The organism is Thermomonospora echinospora (assembly GCF_900108175.1).
GTDB classification, from domain to species: domain Bacteria; phylum Actinomycetota; class Actinomycetes; order Streptosporangiales; family Streptosporangiaceae; genus Thermomonospora; species Thermomonospora echinospora.
This window is the reverse complement of sequence record NZ_FNVO01000026.1, coordinates 21486-40208: the sequence shown is the minus strand read 5'-3', so window position 1 is coordinate 40208 and position 18723 is coordinate 21486. Positions and strand designations below refer to the sequence as shown.

Annotated in this window: 13 protein-coding genes and 1 pseudogene; 8 read left to right on the top strand and 6 right to left on the bottom strand. The window is 70.3% G+C overall.

The genetic code is table 11. The features are described 5' to 3' along the window. Window positions 1-16: 16 nt before the first annotated feature. Window positions 17-613 (bottom strand): NADPH-dependent FMN reductase, encoded by a 597-nt coding sequence (locus C4U03_RS34530; protein ID WP_103944015.1) that lies wholly within the window; start codon window positions 611-613, stop codon window positions 17-19. A 128-nt stretch (window positions 614-741) separates the two neighbouring features. Between C4U03_RS34530 and C4U03_RS34525 the strand changes: the two genes are divergently transcribed. Next, window positions 742-3945: a BTAD domain-containing putative transcriptional regulator gene (locus C4U03_RS34525; RefSeq protein ID WP_103944014.1), complete on the top strand. Its 3204-nt coding sequence runs from the start codon at window positions 742-744 to the stop codon at window positions 3943-3945. Window positions 3946-4392: 447 nt separating this feature from the next. Here C4U03_RS34525 and C4U03_RS34520 read toward each other — a convergent pair whose 3' ends face one another. Beyond that, on the bottom strand, window positions 4393-6708 hold the full coding sequence (locus tag C4U03_RS34520) for an LLM class flavin-dependent oxidoreductase (RefSeq protein WP_327374230.1): 2316 nt from the start codon (window positions 6706-6708) through the stop codon (window positions 4393-4395). A gap of 70 nt (window positions 6709-6778) precedes the next feature. On the opposite strand from C4U03_RS34520, the gene C4U03_RS34515 reads away from it, so the two are divergent. Continuing rightward, window positions 6779-7255: a MarR family winged helix-turn-helix transcriptional regulator gene (locus tag C4U03_RS34515; protein ID WP_103944059.1), complete on the top strand. Its 477-nt coding sequence runs from the start codon at window positions 6779-6781 to the stop codon at window positions 7253-7255. A 216-nt stretch (window positions 7256-7471) separates the two neighbouring features. On the opposite strand, the gene C4U03_RS34510 is transcribed toward C4U03_RS34515, so the two are convergent. Further along, the gene (locus tag C4U03_RS34510) at window positions 7472-8059 is read right to left on the bottom strand and encodes a TetR/AcrR family transcriptional regulator (RefSeq protein ID WP_103944013.1); all 588 of its coding nucleotides are present in this window, start codon (window positions 8057-8059) and stop codon (window positions 7472-7474) included. A 77-nt stretch (window positions 8060-8136) separates the two neighbouring features. Between C4U03_RS34510 and C4U03_RS34505 the strand changes: the two genes are divergently transcribed. Continuing rightward, a complete protein-coding gene (locus tag C4U03_RS34505; RefSeq protein WP_103944012.1) occupies window positions 8137-8550 on the top strand; it encodes a VOC family protein in 414 nt (137 codons plus the stop codon). 270 nt (window positions 8551-8820) lie between these two features. Here C4U03_RS34505 and C4U03_RS34495 read toward each other — a convergent pair. From C4U03_RS34495 to C4U03_RS34480, 3 genes and pseudogenes are all read right to left on the bottom strand, one after another. Further along, window positions 8821-9567 (bottom strand): annotated as a pseudogene (locus tag C4U03_RS34495) (IclR family transcriptional regulator domain-containing protein). A 246-nt stretch (window positions 9568-9813) separates the two neighbouring features. Next, window positions 9814-10773 carry a PDR/VanB family oxidoreductase gene (locus C4U03_RS34485; protein ID WP_103944058.1) on the bottom strand — a complete coding sequence of 320 codons (960 nt, stop codon included), beginning with the start codon at window positions 10771-10773 and terminating at the stop codon, window positions 9814-9816. 12 nt (window positions 10774-10785) lie between these two features. Beyond that, window positions 10786-12054: a Rieske 2Fe-2S domain-containing protein gene (locus C4U03_RS34480; RefSeq protein ID WP_103944010.1), complete on the bottom strand. Its 1269-nt coding sequence runs from the start codon at window positions 12052-12054 to the stop codon at window positions 10786-10788. A 312-nt stretch (window positions 12055-12366) separates the two neighbouring features. Here C4U03_RS34480 and C4U03_RS34475 point away from each other — a divergent pair, with 312 nt between their 5' ends. From C4U03_RS34475 to C4U03_RS34455, 5 genes are all read left to right on the top strand, one after another. Next, on the top strand, window positions 12367-13155 hold the full coding sequence (locus C4U03_RS34475) for an SDR family oxidoreductase (protein ID WP_103944009.1): 789 nt from the start codon (window positions 12367-12369) through the stop codon (window positions 13153-13155). A gap of 277 nt (window positions 13156-13432) precedes the next feature. Continuing rightward, entirely contained in the window at window positions 13433-14434 is a 1002-nt protein-coding gene (locus tag C4U03_RS34470) for an ABC transporter permease (RefSeq protein WP_103944008.1), read from the top strand. Window positions 14435-14438: 4 nt separating this feature from the next. Then, window positions 14439-15362, top strand: coding sequence for an ABC transporter permease (locus C4U03_RS34465; RefSeq protein ID WP_103944007.1), 924 nt, complete (start codon window positions 14439-14441; stop codon window positions 15360-15362). 1 nt (window position 15363) lies between these two features. After that, window positions 15364-17058: a dipeptide ABC transporter ATP-binding protein gene (locus tag C4U03_RS34460; protein WP_103944006.1), complete on the top strand. Its 1695-nt coding sequence runs from the start codon at window positions 15364-15366 to the stop codon at window positions 17056-17058. 16 nt (window positions 17059-17074) lie between these two features. Beyond that, on the top strand, window positions 17075-18703 hold the full coding sequence (locus C4U03_RS34455; RefSeq protein WP_103944005.1) for an ABC transporter substrate-binding protein: 1629 nt from the start codon (window positions 17075-17077) through the stop codon (window positions 18701-18703). The last annotated feature ends 20 nt before the right edge of the window (window positions 18704-18723 follow it).

Here is an 18723-nt window from a genome sequence, read left to right as displayed (position 1 = left end):
ATCTCCTTCGGCGGGTTCACAGGCCGTAGGGACGGGTGGCGCGGGCGTCGCGGAGGGCATGGGCCCACCAGGCGAGCTGGTCGAGCAGGCTCTTGGCGGCCGCGTCACAGCCCGCCGCGTCGATGGGCCGGCCGGCGTCGTCGAACTTGTCCCGGCAGTTATGGAAGCTGACGGTCTCGCGGACGGTCGTGGCGTGCAGCGCGGCGAAGACCAGGCGGAGCTGCTCGACCGCGCGCAGGCCGCCGGCCCTCCCCCCGTAGGAGACCAAACCGACGGGCTTGGCCCTCCACTCGTCCACGAACCAGTCGATGGCGGTCTTAAGGGGGGCGGGGAAACTGTGGTTGTACTCGGGTGTGACGATCACGAACGCGTCGGCGGCGGCCAGCCGCGGGGTCAGGGCCCGCACCGGCTCGGGGACGTCATCATCGTCGTCGACGAGCGTGTCGGGTAGCCCGGCCGTGCTCAGGTCGATGACGTCGAGAGTCATGTCGGTGCGCTGACCGGCCTGTTCGGCGAACCAGCGGGCGACCGTGGAGCCGAAGCGGCCCTTGCGGGTACTGCTGATGATCATCACTGTGCGCAACGGCGCCGTGTGGGGTGTCGTGAAGGTCATACGCGCTCCCGTGAGTCGTCGGTGTTGCGATCCGACTCTGCGGTCCCGCACTTATCGCCGGCCTTCCGCTCGCTTTCCGGCCGCCTGCCGGTGCCGGCCGGAGGTTTCCGCCCGGTTATCGTGACCTCATGCGATTCGGGGTGCTCGGGCCGATGGAGGTGTGGACGGCGGCCGGCGCCCCGGTCACGATCCGCAGGCCGACGGTCCGCGCCCTACTGGCCGACCTGCTCGTCCAGGAGGGACGGCCGCTGTCGGCGGACCGGCTGATCGACGACCTGTGGGGACCCAGGCCGCCCCGTGACCCCGCGGGCGCACTCCAGGTCAAGGTGTCCCAGCTGCGCCGGGCCCTGGAGGACGCCGAACCGGGCGCTCGAGAGCTGCTGGCGTTCCGGCCGCCCGGGTATGCGCTGCGCGTCGATGCCGACACGCTCGACGCCGCCCGGTTCGCCGCACTGCTGGCCGGGGCACGGGAGACGGCCGACCCCCGGGCCAGGGCGGCGCTGCTGGCCGACGCGCTGGCGCTGTGGCGGGGACCGGCGTACGCCGACTTCGTCGACGCGGAGTTCGCCCGGGCCGCGATCATGCGCCTGGAGGAGCAGCGGCTGACCGCGGTGGAGGACCTCGCCGAGGCACGGCTCGCCCTCGGCGAGCACGGCCCGCTGGCCGGTGAGCTGGGCGACCTGGTGGTCCGGCATCCGCTCCGGGAACGGCTGCGCGCCGCGCACATGCGCGCCCTCTACCGGTCCGGGCGGCAGAGCGAGGCGCTGGAGAGCTTCGCCGGGCTGCGCGACCGCCTGCGCGAGGAGATGGGCCTGGATCCCGGTCCCGAGCTGGTCGCCCTCCACGAGGCGATCCTCCGCCAGGATCCCGCCCTGAACCCGGCGCCCGCCCGGCACCGTACGAACCTGCCCGCGTCGCCCACCCCGCTGATCGGCAGGGACGAGGCGGTCGTCGAGGTGCACGCGCTGCTCGCCTCCTACCGGCTGGTCACGCTCACCGGGCCGGGCGGCGTGGGCAAGACCCGGCTGGCCCTGGAGACGGCGGCCCGGCTGCTCGACGCCTTCCCCGACGGCGTGTGGCTCGTCGAGCTGGCCGGGATCGATCAGCCGGATGCGGTGGTGGACGCGGTGGCCGCCACGCTCGGCATCCGCGACGATCTCACTCCCGGTCCCCTGCTCGCCGGTGCGACCGTCCAGGCGGCCGATCGGGTCACCCGTGCGCTGCACGACAGGCGGCTGCTGCTCGTGCTCGACAACTGCGAGCACGTCATCGGGTCCGCCGCCGAACTGTCCCACCGGCTGCTGGCCGCCGCCCCCGAGGTACGGATCCTGGCGACCAGCCGGGAGACCCTTGGGGTCGGCGGGGAGGCGATCTGGACGGTGCCGCCGCTGGAACTTCCGTACGCGGCGACGGAGACCGGGCCCGCGGCCCTGCAGAAGTTCAGCGCCGTACGGCTGTTCACCGCGCGCGCGGCGGCCGCGGCGCCGGGCTTCGCCCTCACCGCGGACAACGCCCGCGCCGTCGCATCGATCTGCCGCCGACTGGACGGCATCCCGCTGGCCCTGGAACTGGCGGCCAACCGGGTGCGGGCGTTCGGCGTGCACGAACTGGCGGCCCGGCTCGACAGCCGCTTCCGGCTGCTGTCGGCCGGGCGCCGGGACGTACCGCAGCGGCAGCGCACCCTGCGAGCCATGATCGACTGGAGCTGGGAGCTGCTGACCGGACCCGAGCGCGCCGTGCTCCGCCGCCTGGCCGTGCACGCCGACGGCTGCTCCCTGGAGGCCGCCGAGGCGGTCTGCGCCGGGGACGGCGTGCCCGCCGAGGACGTCGCGGACCTGCTGTCCCGCCTGGTCGACCGCTCCATGGTCGTCGTGGCCGGTGACGCGCGCGGCTCCCGGTACCGGCTGCTGGAATCCGTGGCGGCCTACTGCACCGAGCGGCTGCGGGAGGCGGGCGAGTCCGACCGCGTCCGATCCCGGCATGACCACTACTACGCCGAGTTCGCCGAACGGGCCGCGCCGCGGCTGCACGGCCCTGAACAGCAGCGGTGGTTGAAGCTCCTGGATCTGGAACACGCCAACCTGCGCGCCGCCATCGAGGGCGCCGTACGACGCGACCGGCCGGACCTCGCGCTGCGGCTGGTCAACGCCATGGCCTGGTATTGGTTCCTGCGTGGTCGTCTTGGTGAGGGCCGCCGGTTGCTGGGCATGGCGCTGAGCCTGGACGGCCGGGCGGACCCCGCACTGCGGGCGGCGGCCGGGACCTGGCGGGTGGGCATGGAACTACTGGGACGACACGGCACCGACCGGTCGGAGCGGATTCGCGCGGCGCTTGAACCGTACGAACACCTCGACGATCCGCACGGGCGAGCCAAGGCCGCATGGTTCCTGGGCGAGATCCTGCTCGGCGGCGGTGCCTCGTCCACCGGAGAGGAGCTGACGGAGCAGGCCCTCGCCGGCTTCCGCCGCCTCGGGTGCCGCTGGGGCACGGCCGCCGCACTGACCACCCTGGCCCACTACACCCTCCTCCGCGGGGATCTGTCCTCCTGTGCCCGTCATGCCGAACAGGGCGCGGCGTTCTTCGACGACCTCGGGGATCGTTGGGGAAGGCTGCGAGCCACCGACCTGCTCGGCAGGCTGGCCGAGATCAGGGGTGACCACCGAGAGGCGGCCGACCTGCTCAGGCAGGGCCTGAGCATGGCGGAGGAACTCGGACTGTGGATGCAGGTCTCCTACATGCTGTCCGGGCTCGGCAGGATCGCGCTGCTGAACGGTGACCACGTCGAGGCCCGGCGGCTCCACGAACAGGCCCTCCGGTGGGCCGCCGAGCAGGGTTACCGGCCCGGCGAGGTGTTCGCGAAGACAGGCCTGGCATTGGGTGCGCGACGTGAGGGAAGACTGGACGTCGCGGAGAAGCTGTTGCGCGACGCGCTCGACTGGCAGCGGCAGGTGGGCTTCGAGCCCGGCATCGCACTGGCCCTGTCCGAGCTCGGCTTCGTCGCCGAACAGCGAGGCGACGCGCAGACGGCCCATGACCTGCATCTGGAGAGCCTGAGTGCCGCGCGCCGCACCGGCGATCCCCGCTCGATCGCCTTTGCGCTGGAAGGGCTGGCCGGTGCCCGGGCGCTGGCCGGCGACCATACGCAAGCCGCCCGGCTGCTGGGCGCTGCGGCTGCGGCCAGGGAATCGGCGGGAGCACCCCTGCCCGCCGCCGCTCGCGGCGATGTGGACCGCATCACCGCGGCGGTCCGCGCCTCCCTCGGCCAGCAGACGCTGACGGCCGAACTCCGTCGCGGCCGATCCTCCGACCTCGCCGACCTCCCCGTCCGGTGATCTGAGGACCGTGCATCGCCATGGTCATCGTCTGGAACGACCTGGCCTGCGGGGACCGTGCGGCCGTCGCCCATGCCTCCAGACTTGTACGATCTCAAGCCGTCCCTACCACCCAACGACACCACAAGATCGTCTACCGAGAAGTCACCACGGTTTCGCCAGCCACCGGAGCTGCCGCAGGGCGTTGATGTTGCCGGCCGCGGAGGTGTGCGCCGGGGTATCGGACGGGCGGTCAGATCGAGGGGTATCCATCCCGCCGCGGCAGCGGTGGCTGGGAGGAAGGGCTTCGCCGCGATCGCCGGATGGGTCGCCGAGGTGCCTGGCGCCATCGTGGTCGGACTGTGCACGCGGGCTGATGCCGCACGTTGCGTTCTCTGAGCGGCGGATTCTGAGGGGCGGGGGCGCCGCCCGCCTCGGCCGAGGGGAAAGGCCGGGGCGGGCGGTCGCTCAGGCGGCGGGGGTGACGGTGAAGTTGCCGTGGAAGACGTTGTCGGGGTCGTAGGTCCGCTTCACCTGCCGCAGCCGTTCCAGCGTGGCGGGTGGGAACGCGCGGGTGAGGACCGCTTCGTGGTCGTGGGTTTCGAAGCTGAGGTAGATGGCGTCGTCGCCGACCTCGTCCCATGCCCGCGCGGCCTCCGCCGCGCGGGTGCCCGTTCGCGGCCGAATCGTTGCCGACAGCGCGAACGCGCGGTCGCGGTGGGCGAACGCCGTCTGGTCGGCTGGCGTGTCGGCGACGGCGCCGCCCATCGAGCGGACCTGCGCCAGTCCGGTGTGCCCGTCGTCGAACATCGCGGCCAGCGCCTTGGCGGTGCGGTCGTCGAGGTGCGGGACGAGCGCGGACCGCGAGCGCAGTTCGCCGGTTCCGCCGCCCTGGCCCCGGTGCGGGTTGTGGGCGCGCGCCATGACCTGCGCGTAGGAGGTGAGCTGGGCCTGCTGGCTCAGAACGGGCGCCAGGTCGAGGAACGGTTCCAGAGCGGTGACGGCCGCGTCGGTGTCGGCGTCCGCCCACATGACCAGGGTCTGTGCGATCAGCGCGCCGCCCTGGCGGGTGAGGGTGAGGAACGCCGTCAGCTTCCGCGGGCTGCCCTCGACCAGTTCACCCCAGCGCTGGAGGAAGCCGGCGGTGTCGGATGCGTCGTGGAGGAAGACGGCGAAGACGACGTCGCTGACCTCGGCCGCCTCGATCTCCAGGGAGGTGACGGCGCCGAGGCTGGCGCCCGCGCCGCGCAGCCCCCACAGCAGGTCCGGGTGGTGGTCGGCGTCGGCCCGCACCGTCCGGCCGTCGGCGAGGACGACGGTGGCGGCCTTCACGTGGTCGATGGTCAGGCCGTAGGAGCGGGCGAGCAGGCCGAGGCCCGCGGTGGTGCCGAGCCCGCCGACGCCGACGTCGCCGTAGTCGCCGGAGCCGATCGCCAGGCCGTGCGGGGCCAGGCGGGCGGCGACGTCGCCCCAGCGAGCGCCGGCCCCGACCCGGACGAGCCGCCGCTCCCGGTCGAGGACTTCGACGGAGTCGAGCGCCGACAGGTCCAGCACGATGCCGCCGTCGTTGGTGGCGCGGCCGCTGAGGCCGTGCCCGCCGCTGCGGACGGCGAGCGGGACGTCCTGACGGCGGGCGAACGCCAGCGCGTCGGTGACCTGCGCTTCGTCGGCGGGACGCAGGATCAGGCCGGGCCTGCCCTCCCAGATGTAGGTCGAGCGCAGGTCCTCGTACTCGCGGTCGCCGGGTTCGACGGCGCGCCCCTGCAGGGACGTCGGGATCGCGTCGTAGTCGATACCCGTCCTGCGCAGGGCGAGCGCCGCGGCCGGCCGCACGAGGCCGGTCGGGGTGCCGACCCGGGCCCGCTCGCGGTCGACGGCCTCGCGGACGGCCGGGGCGACCTCCCGTCCGAAGGAGGCGATGGCGTCCGGGTCGTCGCTGCCGAGCAGGAAGGTGGAGATGCCGTCCTGCAGGGCGAGCGGCACGAGCCGGTCGACCCACTCCTGCGTGGACAGGGACTCGGAGGTCAGGATGTTGAGCAGCCGCCGGATCTCGCGCGGGTCGCGTCCGGCCTCGCGGGCGGCCTGGTCGATGATGGCGTTGCTCTCCTGCAGGTTGGGTGTGTCGATGTAGTTGAGTGAGGGCAGCCAACCGTCGGCGACGGCGCCGACGAGCCGCAGCATCCTGGGCTTGTAGGCGCCGAGCCAGAGCGGGATGTCGTGCGCGGGGGCCGGGCCGCGCTTGGCGCCGTCGACGCGGTGGAACTTACCGCGGACGCGCAGCGGCGTCCGGTCGCCGGCCCGCCACACCCCGCGGATGATCTCCACGGCCTCTTCGAGGGCGGTCACGGACTCGCCCGCGGTGAGGGCGGGGCCGCCCATCGCGGCGATGGCGGGCAGGAACGCGCCGGCGCCGAGGCCGAGCGCGGCGCGCCCGCCGGACAGCAGATCCAGGGAGGCTGCGGCGCGCGCTAGGACGGCGGGGTTGCGCAGCGGCAGGTTAAGAACGTTGCCGGAGATCTCCACGCGCGAGGTACGGGCGGCGACCCAGGTGAGCAGCGTCCAGGTGTCGAGGAAGCCGGGCTGGTAGGGGTGGTCCTGGAAGGTGACGAGGTCGAGGCCGGATTCCTCGGCGAGGACGGCGAGCTCGACGACCCGCTCGGGATCGTGAGCGGTGGGGGTGAGGAAGGCGCCGAATCGAAGGTCGTGGCCGTAGTCGGACATGGAGTGTGCCTCCGCGACGTGCTGGTTGATGTCCCCCTCAACACCGCCACCGTTGGATGACATGTCAACCTCTTTAGTGATGTGCGTCACCACGCCGCAGGGTGACATGTCAACCACCGGCTACGCTGGACACATGCCGCTCGAACCGGACCACCTCAGCCCCGAGGAGGGCTTGACCTGGCGGTCCCACCTGCGGATGCACGCCCTGCTGGGCGCCAGCCTCGCCCGTCGCCTCGCCCGCGACACCGGGCTGTCCGAAGCCGACTTCGAGGTCCTCGCCGCCCTGGCGACCTCACCTGACGGCCGCATGACGTCCCTGCGGGTCCGCTGCACGCTCGTGTGGGAGAAGAGCCGCCTGTCCCACCAGGTCCGCCGCATGGAGCAGCGCGGACTCATCACCCGCGAACCCAACCCCGACGATGCCCGCAGCTCCCTGCTCGCCCTGACCGCCGCGGGCCGCGCTGCGGTGGAGGACGCCTTCGTCCCCTACGCGCAGCACGTCCGCGAGCACTACCTCGACCTCATGACCCCCGAGGAACGCGACGTCCTCATCAAGGTCTCCGAACGCGTAGTGGCCAACCTCGACCCCCTCGATGCCGACGACGCGTGAGAAGCGGAAGTGAAAACGGTCCTCGCGCCAATGCGTTGGCGTGGTCGGAGTTTCGGAAGCGGTGCGTCAGCCGATCGACCCAAACGATACGCGTTCGGGTGAACGACGACGGCCGTACCCGTCCCCGAATCCACCCCTGCAGGGGCTGTTGTTATGGTCTACGCAGCGCTGACTGGCTTGATGGTACGGACGAGCCGGCGGAGGGCGGCGCAGGGGTCACCGGTCGCGGAGCGCATCCAGCATGCGGGTCAGGGCGGCCTGAGTGGCGGACAGATCACCGGGGTCCCGGGAGGCGGCCAGCCACAGGGCGGCCTCGTTCATCGCCCCTGACAGCAGATGCGTCAACGGGGCGACCGGCTGCCGGGCGATGATCCCCTTCTCGACGAGATCGGCCAGGGCTTCGGCAAGATGGCGCGCGGACGCGGCCTCGTCCATCGCGCGCCATTCGGCCCAGCCCAGCACGGCCGGGCCATCGACCAGCATGATCTGCTGGACGTCCGGATCCGTGCTCGCGGCCAGGAACGCCCGGCAGCCCGCGGTCAGCCGGGTCCAGGGGTCGTCGTGCTCGTCGGCGGCCCGGGCCACGGCCTCCGCCACCTCCTGCTGCACCTGCTCCAGTACGGCGCGGAACAGGGCGGCCTTGCCGTCGAAGTGGTGGTAGAGGGCCCCCTTGGTGACCCCGGTGGCTTGGACGATCTCCGCCAGTCCCACCGAGCCGTAACCGCGTTCGGCGAACAGGCGCCGCCCCTCGCGCAGCAGTGCTCGCCTGGTCTGCTCGCGCTGCTGCGCCCTGGTACCCGGCATCGCCCCTCCCATTGACATACCAGCAGTATGTCAATAGCGTACGCTCACATACCGATGGTACGTGAAAGGGCGACCCCATGCGACTGAGCAGCTTCTATCCCGTGATCTGCACCGCACGGCTGAAGGAGTCCTGGGACTTCTACACCGGCCTGCTGGGCTTCGAGACGACCTTCGAGGTCGACTGGTACGTGAGCCTGCGCCGTCCCGGGCCACCGACCTACGAGCTGGCCCTGCTCGACCATACCCACCCGACACTGCCCGCGCCGTACCGCGCCCCGGTTGCCGGCCTACTGCTCAATTTCGAGGTCGAGGACGTGGATGCCGAGTGGGACCGCCTCGTCACCCGCGGCGGACTGAACGCCGAGCTCGCGATCCGCAGCGAGGACTTCGGCCAGCGGCACTTCATCGTGGCCGATCCCAACGGGGTCCTGATCGATGTCATCACCCCGATCGCCCCCTCACAGGAGTACGCCACCCAGTACGTGGACTGACAGAGGCCGGAGCCGGACACCGGTTCATGGCCGATTCCCACAATCCTCGGCCCTCCCGCCCCGAATATGTTCACCCCCGTGATGCGCCGGTACTTCTCCAGATCGAGCAGGACGATGTCCGCCGGGCCGGCGGCCGCCTTCTGCATCTTCCGTTCGCTGTCGCCAGGAGCGAACAGCTAGGAGCGGGCACTGAAGACCTCCATGGTGCCGGTCATGCTCGCGGGGACCTCCTTCTGATCGATGTCGTGCTGGTCTGAGCGTGGATTTGCCTCAGTCGATGTTCAGCCGGAACACCGATGACAGGGCCTCGGCGGTCTCGAGCAGGGCGGGAACATGTTTGCGCAGGTCAGAGAGCACAGTGCGAGCGGAGATCGTGGAGACGCTCACCGCCGCGACCGCCCTGCCGTCAGGGTTGAGGATGGGAGCGGCGATGGCGCGCAGTCCCGTCTCGAGTTCCCCGTTGACGAGCGCCCAGCCCTACTGTTTGGTCTCCGCCAGCGCCGCGCGCAGCTGTGCGGGGTCGGTGAGCGTCCGCGAGGTGTACTCCGGCAGTGGTTCCTGCCCGAGCCAGGTTTCCAGTTCGTCGTCGTCGAGGTGAGCGAGCAGGGCGCGCCCCATCGCGGTCGCGTGCGCGGGCAGCCGGGAGCCCACCCGTCCCCTGCTCGTGGTGATGCGGCGGGTGAAGGCACGGGCGAGGTAGACGATGTCCCTTCCGTCGAGCACCGCGACGGAACACGACTCGTCGATCGCCGTCCGCAGGTCCTCCAGGACGGGCTGCACGGCCTCCTCGAGACTGAGCGAGGCGAAGTAGCTCCAACCGAAGTTCAGCACCTTCGGGGTCAGGGAGTATTGGCGGCCGTCGGCCCTGACGTAGCCCAGGGACTTCAACGTCAGCAGGATCCGCCGTGCCGTGGGGCGTGTCGTGTCGGTGAGGGCGGCGACCTCGCTCAGTGTCAGCGATGGATGGTCCGCGTCGAAGGCCGCCAGGACGGCCAGCTGCCGTTCGAGTGACTCCAGTGCCTCGGGCGACTAGCGCCTTGCCGACCGAGACCTGGGACCAGCGGGTGCCGTTGTAGCGGACCACCATGTCACCTCCGGCGGCCCAGACGTCGGTCTTGGACACGGCGCTGGTCGCGAAGAGCGACAGTTTGGGCAGCGGCTGCTTCCTCGTCCAGGTCCGGCCGTTGAAGTGCCAGGTTCCGGCCCACCGCCTCACCCATACGATCTTTCAGACAGACCCTGGGCGCCCGGTCCACACCCTCATTAAGGACGATCACGACGCGGGATGACGTCCAGCTTGAGGGTGGGGGAGAGGGACCGGGATGAGCATGTGGTGAAGAGACCTTCGGCGTGTTCTTCGTTGGTGAGAACCTCGTCGCGGTGGTCGGGGTGGCCCGCCAGGACGCGGACGACGCATGTGCCGCAGATGCCCTGTCGGCATGAGTAGGGGGCGTCGACTCCGTTCTCCAGCAGTACGTCGAGCACGCTGCGGTCGTCGGGGACGAGGTATTCGGCGCCGGTGGAGGCCAGACGTACGGTGAAGGAGTCCCCGGACGCGGTCGGTTCTGGGGCGGTGCCGAACCGTTCCTTGTGCAGGGATTGTGGTGGCCAGCCCAGTGCTTCGGCCTTGCCGAGCACGTGGTCCATGAACCCGTCCGGTCCGCAGACGTAGACCGCCGTGTCCGGTTGCGGGTCGCCCAGGTCGCGGGCGAGGTCGAGTTGTTGGCGCGGGTCGCCGTCGTCGAAGTGGAGGGCGACCCGGGGGTTGCCTGCCAGTTCTTTCACGAAGGCGGCGCGGGCGCGGCTGCGGGCGCAGTAGTGCAGGGCGTAGTCGCCGCCCTCGCGTTCCAGTTGCCGGGCCATCGCCAGCAGTGGGGTGATGCCGATTCCGCCGGCGAACAGCAGGTGCCGTCGTGCCGTGACGAGGGGGAAGTGGTTGCGCGGCGCCGAGATCCGCAGGTGGTCGCCGACCTTGAGTGCGTGCATCGCCCGGGATCCGCCGCGTGAGGCGGGTTCGTTCAGCACCGCCAGGCGGTACCGCCCCTGTTCGGGCGGCCCGCACAGCGAGTACTGGCGGACCAGGTTCGGGGTGATCAGCACGTCGATGTGGGCGCCCGCGGTGTAGGCGGGGAACTCGTCCCCGGTGGCCGGGGCGAGGTCGATCACCGCGATGTCCGGGGTCGCGGGGGAGTGGGAGACGACCACCGCCTCCGTCCACGTCACGGCCACCTCCCCTCAGACTCCGGCCGCGGGTGCAGTCGCGGACAGGGTGAACATGCCGGCCTCGGTGCGGCGCGGCGGCACCTCGACCAGGCTCACCCCCTGCGGGTCGCGGCCGGCCTCCACATCGTCGACCATGGCCTTCAACAGCCTGCGGAGCATCACCACGCCGCGGTCGGTGGTCGCAAGGGTCTCCTCCGAGTGCAGTGTGATCGGGCCCTGCGACTGCTGCGCCTCACCGTCGCCGGGGTAGCGTTGGCGCTCCTCTTCGGTCAGTTCCCACGGGTCCTTGCCGTTCTGCTTCACACCGAGGAGGAACCGGTCGAGGCGCTCGGGATCGGTGGTGCGCAGGGAGAAGAACGACCGGTGGCTGGTGTCGTCGCTCGGGACGACCCACAGCAGCATGTCGGCCGGTGCGTCAGGTACCAGTTTCACGAAGTCCGGCAGTACGAGGACGTTCGGAAGATGCAGTTCAGCACCCCAAGCGCGCTCGGGACGGACGCCGTCCTCCTCTTTGTCCAGGAAGCGAATGCCGTATTTGGCCCCGTATTCGGTCCGCTTGTAGGTGAGCCTGTCGGACACGGTGTAGGGGTCGTAGAAGTCCTCGGGGAAACCGGTGTTCCCCGTTCCCAGGAACTGGAAGCCGCTGTGCTGGGAGTGCAGCCAGTTGATGTGCCCCGGGTCGATCGCGTTCTCGTATATCTGGAGCCAGTTGAAGTCCTGCTGCAGGCCGGTCACGGTCATTCCGGGAACCGGCCACTCGGTGTGGTACCGCTCGCCTTCTTCCTGGGGTTCCAGGCAGTCGTAGCGGGGAAGGACGGGTTTGCGCTCGGGTGGTCCCATGTAGGCGAACACGAGGCCGTACCGCTCTTCGACCGGATACCACGGCTGGCGCGCGACGTCGCGGCGGCGGCCCTGGTCGGGTTCGCACGGCTGCTCCAGGCACCGCCCTTGAACGTCGAATTTCCAGCCGTGATAACAGCATCGGATGCCGTCCTCTTCGATACGGCCGTAATAGAGGCTGGCGCCCCGGTGCGCGCAGCGTTCGAAGACCACGCCGGGGCGGCCCCGGCCGTCGCGGAAGACGATCAGGTCTTCGCCGAGCACTCGGGTGCGGTGCGGTACGTCGGGAGTGAGCGTCGCTGACGTGGCGATGGGGTGCCAGTACCGGCGCATCGCCTCGCCCATCGGTGTGCCGGGGCCGACTTCGGTCAGTCGTGCGTCATGTGAGGGTTTCCTGCGGCCGTAACCGGTACCGGTGTCCACGACGGAGCGTTCAGTCATATCGATCTCCTCGGCGGTAGTCCCGGAGTGCCCGTTGGCCTGGTCGAGGCTGGGATGCGTCGAAATGGTGGTCGTCTCTCATGCGAATTCGGGGCGCGTGCGTTCACGGAACAACCGTGGTGGGGTGGACGAACGCAATGCGGTGAGGATTGTGCCGGTCATCGGCATGTCCACTGTGCAACCGGGTGATGCCGGCCGCAAGGGTTCGCCGCGGGTCCTGTGGGACAGCCGCAGGGACAGCGGCGGTCCGCCGGCCTTAGCTTGACAGGGCAGATTTCCATCGGATGGCACGGACGGCCGCTGGGAGGGCACATGGACGAGCCACGGCGGGTGGCATTGATCAGCGGGGCAAGCCGGGGAATCGGCGCGGCGACCGCACGGGAAATGGGGCGACGCGGATATCACGTGGTCGTGAACTACCGGCAGAACGCCGCCGCCGCGCAGGGGGTGGTCGATGAGATCAAAGCCGCCGGAGGGTCGGCGGAGGCGCGCCGGGCCGACGTCTGCGACGGCGATCAGGTCGGCGACATGGTCGAGCGGGTACTCGCCGACCACGGGCATATCGATGTGCTGATCTGCAATGCCAATACCGTGAACCCGCCGTTCGAGCCCTTGCTCTCGGTGTCCTGGGACGCGTTCATCGGAAAGGTCAGCGGGGAGCTGGCCGGATCGTTCTTCCTCACCCGGCACGTGCTGCCCGTGATGCAGCGGCGAGGGGAGGGTCGGATCGTCTACATTTCGAGCACCGCCGCCGATCTGGTCGGCAGTGTCGCCGCGCATTCGACCGCGAAGGCGGCGCTGAACACCTTCAGCCGTCATGTGGCCGCGGCGGCCGCACAGCACGGTGTCGTGGTCAACACGGTCGCGTTCGGGACGGTGCGGACCGATGCGACCGCGGGTGTGCTGAACGACGATCTGCGGAAATTCACCGAGGAGCGTTCGGTCCTCGGCCGGCTCATGGACCCCGAGGACGCCGCCCGGAGCGTGGCGGCGGTGGCCGATGACGGCTTCGGGGCGGCGGTCGGCCAGGTGATCCGGGTGGACGGCGGTTTCGACGTCCTCGACCAGCAACTGCACACCGTGGTGAAGCACTTCCAGTGACCCCGCGGTGACCTTGACCAGTGGCATCGGGCGGCGGTGCGGGCGCGGGTCCGCGCCGCCGGGCCGGGGCGGCGGCCCCATCGGCCCCGGATGCCGTCCTCGGCTTGACAGGCCGCGGCGAGGGGGCCAATACTCCCATCTCGGGACCGATCGGTCCGAGTAGGTCGACGCGCTGACGCGGTGTGCCGCGGAGGTGCGCGCCCTGACTCCCGCTATTTCCTACTAAACCGGTCACTTAGATCGTAATTTTGGGCATGGAGATGAGAGAGGCGGGGCAATGCCGGATACGAAAACGCGGGCCCGCGCCCGCGGCCGGCTCGGTTCGCGTCGTGTGAGCGGGCAGGCCCGCTACATCATCCGCCGTGTCTATTACGCGGTGTTCGTGGTCTGGGCCGCGTACACCATCACATGGCTGTTGCTCTTCCTCATGCCGAGCAACGCCGCCGAAGTAATGCTCCGCAACGTCAGCGGCGGTGATTCCGCCGCGGACCGCGCGGCGGTCGCCGCGCTGGAGCACCGCTACGGCCTCGACCGTCCCCCGCACGAGCAGTACCTGACACTGTTGTTCCGCGCGGTCAAAGGGGACTTCGGCATCTCCACCGCCACCGGGCGGCCCGTGATCGAGGTGATCGGGCAGGCCCTGCCCGGCACGATCCAGCTCGGACTGGCGGGCCTGGTGCTTGGCACGTTCCTCGGCCTCGGCATCGCGCTGGCCGCCAACGCGGTCCGGGCCCCTTTCCTGCGCAACCTGCTGTTCTCGCTGCCTCCGCTGTTCTCGTCCCTGCCGGCCTTCTTCGTCGGCCTCCTTCTGGTGCAGTTCTTCGCCTTCGGGTTGAAGCTCCTGCCGGCGGCGGGGGCCGGCACCGCGGCCCATCTCGTTCTCCCGGCGATCACCATCGCGATACCCGTGAGCGCGGGAATAGCCCAGGTCACCGCCAAGAGCCTGGTCGCCAACCTCCGCTCGCCCTATGCCGACTACCTGCGGGCGAAAGGCGTCCCGCACCGGCGCATTCTGCTCACGCACGCCTTCCGCAACGCGATCATCCCCGCGACCACCCTGCTCGGAATGTCGATCGGGGGCATCCTCGCCGGCGCGGTCGTGGTCGAGACCGTGTTCTCACGCCAGGGGCTCGGCCGTCTGATGCAGACCTCCGTGACCCTCCAGGACATCCCCGTGGTGCAGGGCGTCGTCGTCTTCTCCGCCGTGCTCTACGCGGCGGCCAACCTCCTGGTCGATCTGGTCTATCCCAAGATCGACCCTCGGATCTCGATCGGGTGACCCCATGTCCGAAGAAACCATCGTCGACGAGGCGCCGAGCGCGTACCCGACCCCGGACGTGAAACCCGACCGCACGGGCGCCCGGGCGGGGACCACCTCGTGGCTGCGGCGCGCGCGGGCGCGCGGTGTGCCGGCGCAACTGCTCCAGCCGAGCCTGGTCCTGGCGGTCCTCGTGCTGGTCGTGGTCGTCCTGTGGGCCCTCTTTCCCGGGACGTTCGCGCCCCACGACCCGTACGCCAGAGAGCTGACCGACAAGCTCGCGGCGCCCTCGCCGGACCATCCGTTCGGTACCGACAACCTCGGGCGCGACTATCTGTCGCGGTTCATCTATGGGAGCAGGACGACGCTGGTCGCGGCGCTCCTCGCGCTCGCCATCGGATTCACCGTCAGCGTGCTGATCGGCCTGCCCGCCGGTTACCTGGGCGGTGTCATCGACGAGATCGTCGGCCGGTTGATCGACATCTTCCTCGCGGTGCCCGGGTTGCTGATCTCGCTGATGCTGGTCACCAGCATCGGGTTCGGCACCGTCAACATCGCGGTCGCGGTCGGCGCCGGTTCGATCGCGACGTTCACCCGGGTGCTGCGCGCCGAGGTGCTGCGCGTGCGGCGGTCCGACTTCGTCACCTCCGCGGTGCACTGCGGTGTGCGCTGGCCCACCGTCCTGCGCCGGCACATCCTGCCGCACGCCATCGGGCCGATGATCGCGCTGGCCGCGCTGGAGTTCGGTACGGCACTGCTGTCGATCTCGGCCCTCAGCTTCCTCGGTTTCGGCGCGCCGCCGCCCACGCCGGAGTGGGGGTCGCTCGTCTCGGACGGCCGGGCCTACCTCGCCTACGCCTGGTGGCTCACCACCTTGCCGGGGCTGGCGATCGTGCTGGTGGTGGTCTCGGCGAACCGGGTCGGCACGTTCGTGGAGAGGATCCGCTGACATGGTCGCTGAGAGCTCGGCCGGCCTCGTGCTGGACGTCGAGGACTTGGGCGTTTGCTATCTACGGGCGCGGGAGCGGATCGAGGCGGTCAGGGGAGTGTCGTTCCAGGTGCGCCGCGGTGAACGGCTCGCCGTGATCGGCGAGTCCGGTGCCGGGAAGTCGACGATCGCCAATGCGCTCCTGGGCCTGCTCCCCGGCAACGCGGTCATCGATTCGGGCGTGGCCCGCTTCGGCGACCGGGACCTGCTGGCGATCCGCAGCGAGCGGGAGTGGAACCGTATCCGGGGTGGGGCGATCGCGTTCATCCCGCAGGACCCGAACATCGCGCTCGACCCGGTGAAGCGGGTCGGGCAGCAGATCGACGAGACCCTGCGGCTGCACCGGCGGCTACGCGACCGGCGGGAACTGCGGAGGCGATCGGTCGAACTGCTCGGTCAGGCCGGCCTGCCGGAGGCGGAGCGCGTCTACGACGCCTTCCCCCACCAGCTCAGCGGCGGTCAGCGGCAGCGGGTCCTCATCGCGATCGCGCTCGGCGGCGAACCGGAGCTGATCATCGCCGACGAGCCCACCTCGGGGCTGGACGTCACGGTGCAGAAACTGGTCCTCGACGCGCTCGACGACCTCGTCCGGAGCAGGGGCCTGTCAGTCCTCCTCATCACCCACGACCTGGCGGTGGCCGCTCAGCGCACCGACTCGGTCGTGGTGCTGCGGGACGGGCGCGTGGTCGATCGGGGTGACACTGTCGAGGTTGTTGCCTCCCCCCGGCATTCCTACACCAGGCGACTGTTCGAGGCGGCCCCGTCGCGTTCCGCCCGCCGGCTGACCGCGACTCCCCGCCCTGCGGCCGGCCACGCGGAGCGGGACCGGCCGCAGCGGCCGGATGCGGCGCACCTGGTCACGGTGACGGGGCTGCACAAGAGCTACGTGACGCGCGGCATGAGATCGGGCAAGACCGTCAAGCGGGCGGTGCGCGAGGTCAGCTTCGCGATTACCGAGGGCACCACCTACGGCCTGGTCGGCGAATCCGGCTCGGGCAAGTCGACGGTCGCCCGGATCGTCGCGGGGATCGACCGGCCGGACTGCGGCACGATCGCCTACCGGGGTCGTGATGTCGCGCACGCGGGCCGCGCCGAGCGCCGCCGGTTGCACCGCGCCGTCCAGTACGTCTTCCAGAACCCGTACTCCTCGCTCGACCCGAGGCTCGACGTGGCCGAGATCGTCGCCGAGCCGCTGCACGGATTCAAGATCGGCGCCAGGGGCGAGCGCCTCGACCGCGCGGCCGAGGCGCTGGTCGCCGTGGGGCTGGACACCTCCTTCCTCCGGCGCAAGCCGGTCGAGCTGTCCGGCGGTCAGCGCCAGCGGGTGGCGATCGCGCGCGCCATCGCGCTGCGGCCGGAGCTGATCGTGCTGGACGAACCGACCTCGGCGCTCGACGTGTCCGTGCAGGCGCAGGTCCTGCGACTGCTCGTCGACCTCCAGCACGAGTTCGGCCTGACCTACCTGTTCATCTCGCACGATCTCGGTGTCATCCGGTTGGTCTCGGATCGGGTCGGCGTGCTGCACAACGGCGCCCTCGTCGAGGAGGCACCGGTCGAGCAGATCTTCACCGGTCCGCGGCAGGACTACACCCGGCGGTTGATCGACGCGATCCCCGCAGCACCCCGGACCGAGTCAAGTGAACCTTCGGCACGTTAGAAAGAGGACGCGGAAAATGGTTGTTCTGACGCGGCGCAGATCGCTGATGCTGGGCGGTGGCCTCGTGGCCGCGCTCGCCCTGCAGGGCTGCGCGGGAACGGATGCCGATCCGGACGGGTCCTCGGCGCAACGGCGGGACGGCGGGACGCTGGTCGTCTACGCGGTACCGAATCCCGCCTTCGACCCGCGCCAGTCCTTCGGCTGGCTCAATCGGGCGCTGAGCGACTCGCTGCTCGACAGGGACCCCACCACCGGACGGTTCGCGCCCTGGCTCGCCGAGAAATGGGAGCACAACGCCGAGCAGACGGAGTTCACCTTCCGGCTGCGGAAGGGCGCCTCCTTCTCGGACGGCGTGCCGGTGAACGCCGCGTCCGTCAAGGCCAATTTCGACGGGGTGACGCAGGACCTCGCCGCGGGGGGAGGCTGGTACGTCCGGGGCCAGTTCGAGCACTATGAGAAGACCGAGATCGTCGACGATCACACCATCGTCGTGAAGTTCTCCAAGCCGAACCCGTCGTTCCTGACCACGGCGGCCACCAGCCAGTTGGCCCTGCTGTCGCCCGCCTCGTTCAAGATTCCGCTGGAGAAGCGCAGGACCCACTTCGTCGCCAGCGGACCGTTCGTGGTCGAGAAGTACGTGCCCGACGAGCGCCTGGTTCTGAAACGCCGCGAGGACTACGCGTGGGGTTCGGGGCTCGCCCAGCATCAGGGCAGGGCCGCCATCGAGAAGATCGACGTCCGGCTCGTCGCGGAGGCGGGAGTGCGCGAGGGGGCGCTGACGAGCGGTGAGGCGCAGATCGCCGAAGCGCCGACGGTGGACGGTTCGGCACTTTTGGAAAAGCAGGGGAACAAGCTCTATTGGCGTCCCACGGTCGGGATCCCCTACTCCCTCCAGCCGAACTTCAGGAAGCCGCTGGTCCAGGACATCGCCGTGCGGCGTGCGGTGCTCAAGGCCATCAACCGCGAGGAACTGTCGAAGAACGCCACCGGAAAGATCGCGCCGCCGGCGACGAGCGTGATCACCCGGACGCTGAACGGCTACCAGGACTTCGGTGCGTTGCTGAGATACGACCAGGCGGGAGCACGGAAGATCCTGGACGACGCGGGCTGGACGCTCGGCGCCGACGGCGTCCGGGTGAAGAACGGCCGGCGGCTCAGCCTGGTGATCATCGGAGCCGCGGAGAACAAGCCGATCCAGGACGCGATGGTGCTGATCAAGGAGCAGCTCAAGACGGTCGGCATCGAGGTCACCATCAAGCCCGAGACCGGGATCGGCCCGACCTGGTGGCAGTCGGGCGCCGACCTGTGGTTCTCGGGCAACAAGAGCGCCGAGGCGGACGTCCTCCGCAAGATGTACCAGAACAACGGCACCACAACGCAACCGTGGCTGTACTCCGACAGCGCCGAGGTGAGCTCGCACGGCAAGCGGCTCCAGGAGGTCCTGCAGGGCGAGGCCGTCGAGGTGGACGCGACCAAGCGCAACCGGCTCCTTGCCGAGGCGCAGGAGATCCTCATCGAGGACGCGATCTGCATTCCGTTGGTCGAACACGAATCCGGTTTCGTGGCGGCGGCGCCGCGTGTGCACGGTCTGCGCCTGGACAGCCTGTCCAACCTCGTCGTCTACGACGCCTGGCTCGGCAAGTAGGGCACTCCGGCCGGCGCATC

Excerpts from the sequence above, each read along its gene's own strand:
- C4U03_RS34515 (WP_103944059.1), top strand. The coding sequence starts at position 6,779 with ATGCCGCTCGAACCGGACCACCTCAGCCCCGAGGAGGGCTTGACCTGG.
- C4U03_RS34480 (WP_103944010.1), bottom strand. The coding sequence starts at position 12,054 with ATGACTGAACGCTCCGTCGTGGACACCGGTACCGGTTACGGCCGCAGG.
- C4U03_RS34510 (WP_103944013.1), bottom strand. The coding sequence starts at position 8,059 with ATGCCGGGTACCAGGGCGCAGCAGCGCGAGCAGACCAGGCGAGCACTG.
- C4U03_RS34475 (WP_103944009.1), top strand. The coding sequence starts at position 12,367 with ATGGACGAGCCACGGCGGGTGGCATTGATCAGCGGGGCAAGCCGGGGA.
- C4U03_RS34530 (WP_103944015.1), bottom strand. The coding sequence starts at position 613 with ATGACCTTCACGACACCCCACACGGCGCCGTTGCGCACAGTGATGATC.
- C4U03_RS34455 (WP_103944005.1), top strand. The coding sequence starts at position 17,075 with ATGGTTGTTCTGACGCGGCGCAGATCGCTGATGCTGGGCGGTGGCCTC.
- C4U03_RS34525 (WP_103944014.1), top strand. The coding sequence starts at position 742 with ATGCGATTCGGGGTGCTCGGGCCGATGGAGGTGTGGACGGCGGCCGGC.
- C4U03_RS34465 (WP_103944007.1), top strand. The coding sequence starts at position 14,439 with ATGTCCGAAGAAACCATCGTCGACGAGGCGCCGAGCGCGTACCCGACC.
- C4U03_RS34520 (WP_327374230.1), bottom strand. The coding sequence starts at position 6,708 with ATGTCATCCAACGGTGGCGGTGTTGAGGGGGACATCAACCAGCACGTC.
- C4U03_RS34460 (WP_103944006.1), top strand. The coding sequence starts at position 15,364 with ATGGTCGCTGAGAGCTCGGCCGGCCTCGTGCTGGACGTCGAGGACTTG.
- C4U03_RS34470 (WP_103944008.1), top strand. The coding sequence starts at position 13,433 with ATGCCGGATACGAAAACGCGGGCCCGCGCCCGCGGCCGGCTCGGTTCG.
- C4U03_RS34505 (WP_103944012.1), top strand. The coding sequence starts at position 8,137 with ATGCGACTGAGCAGCTTCTATCCCGTGATCTGCACCGCACGGCTGAAG.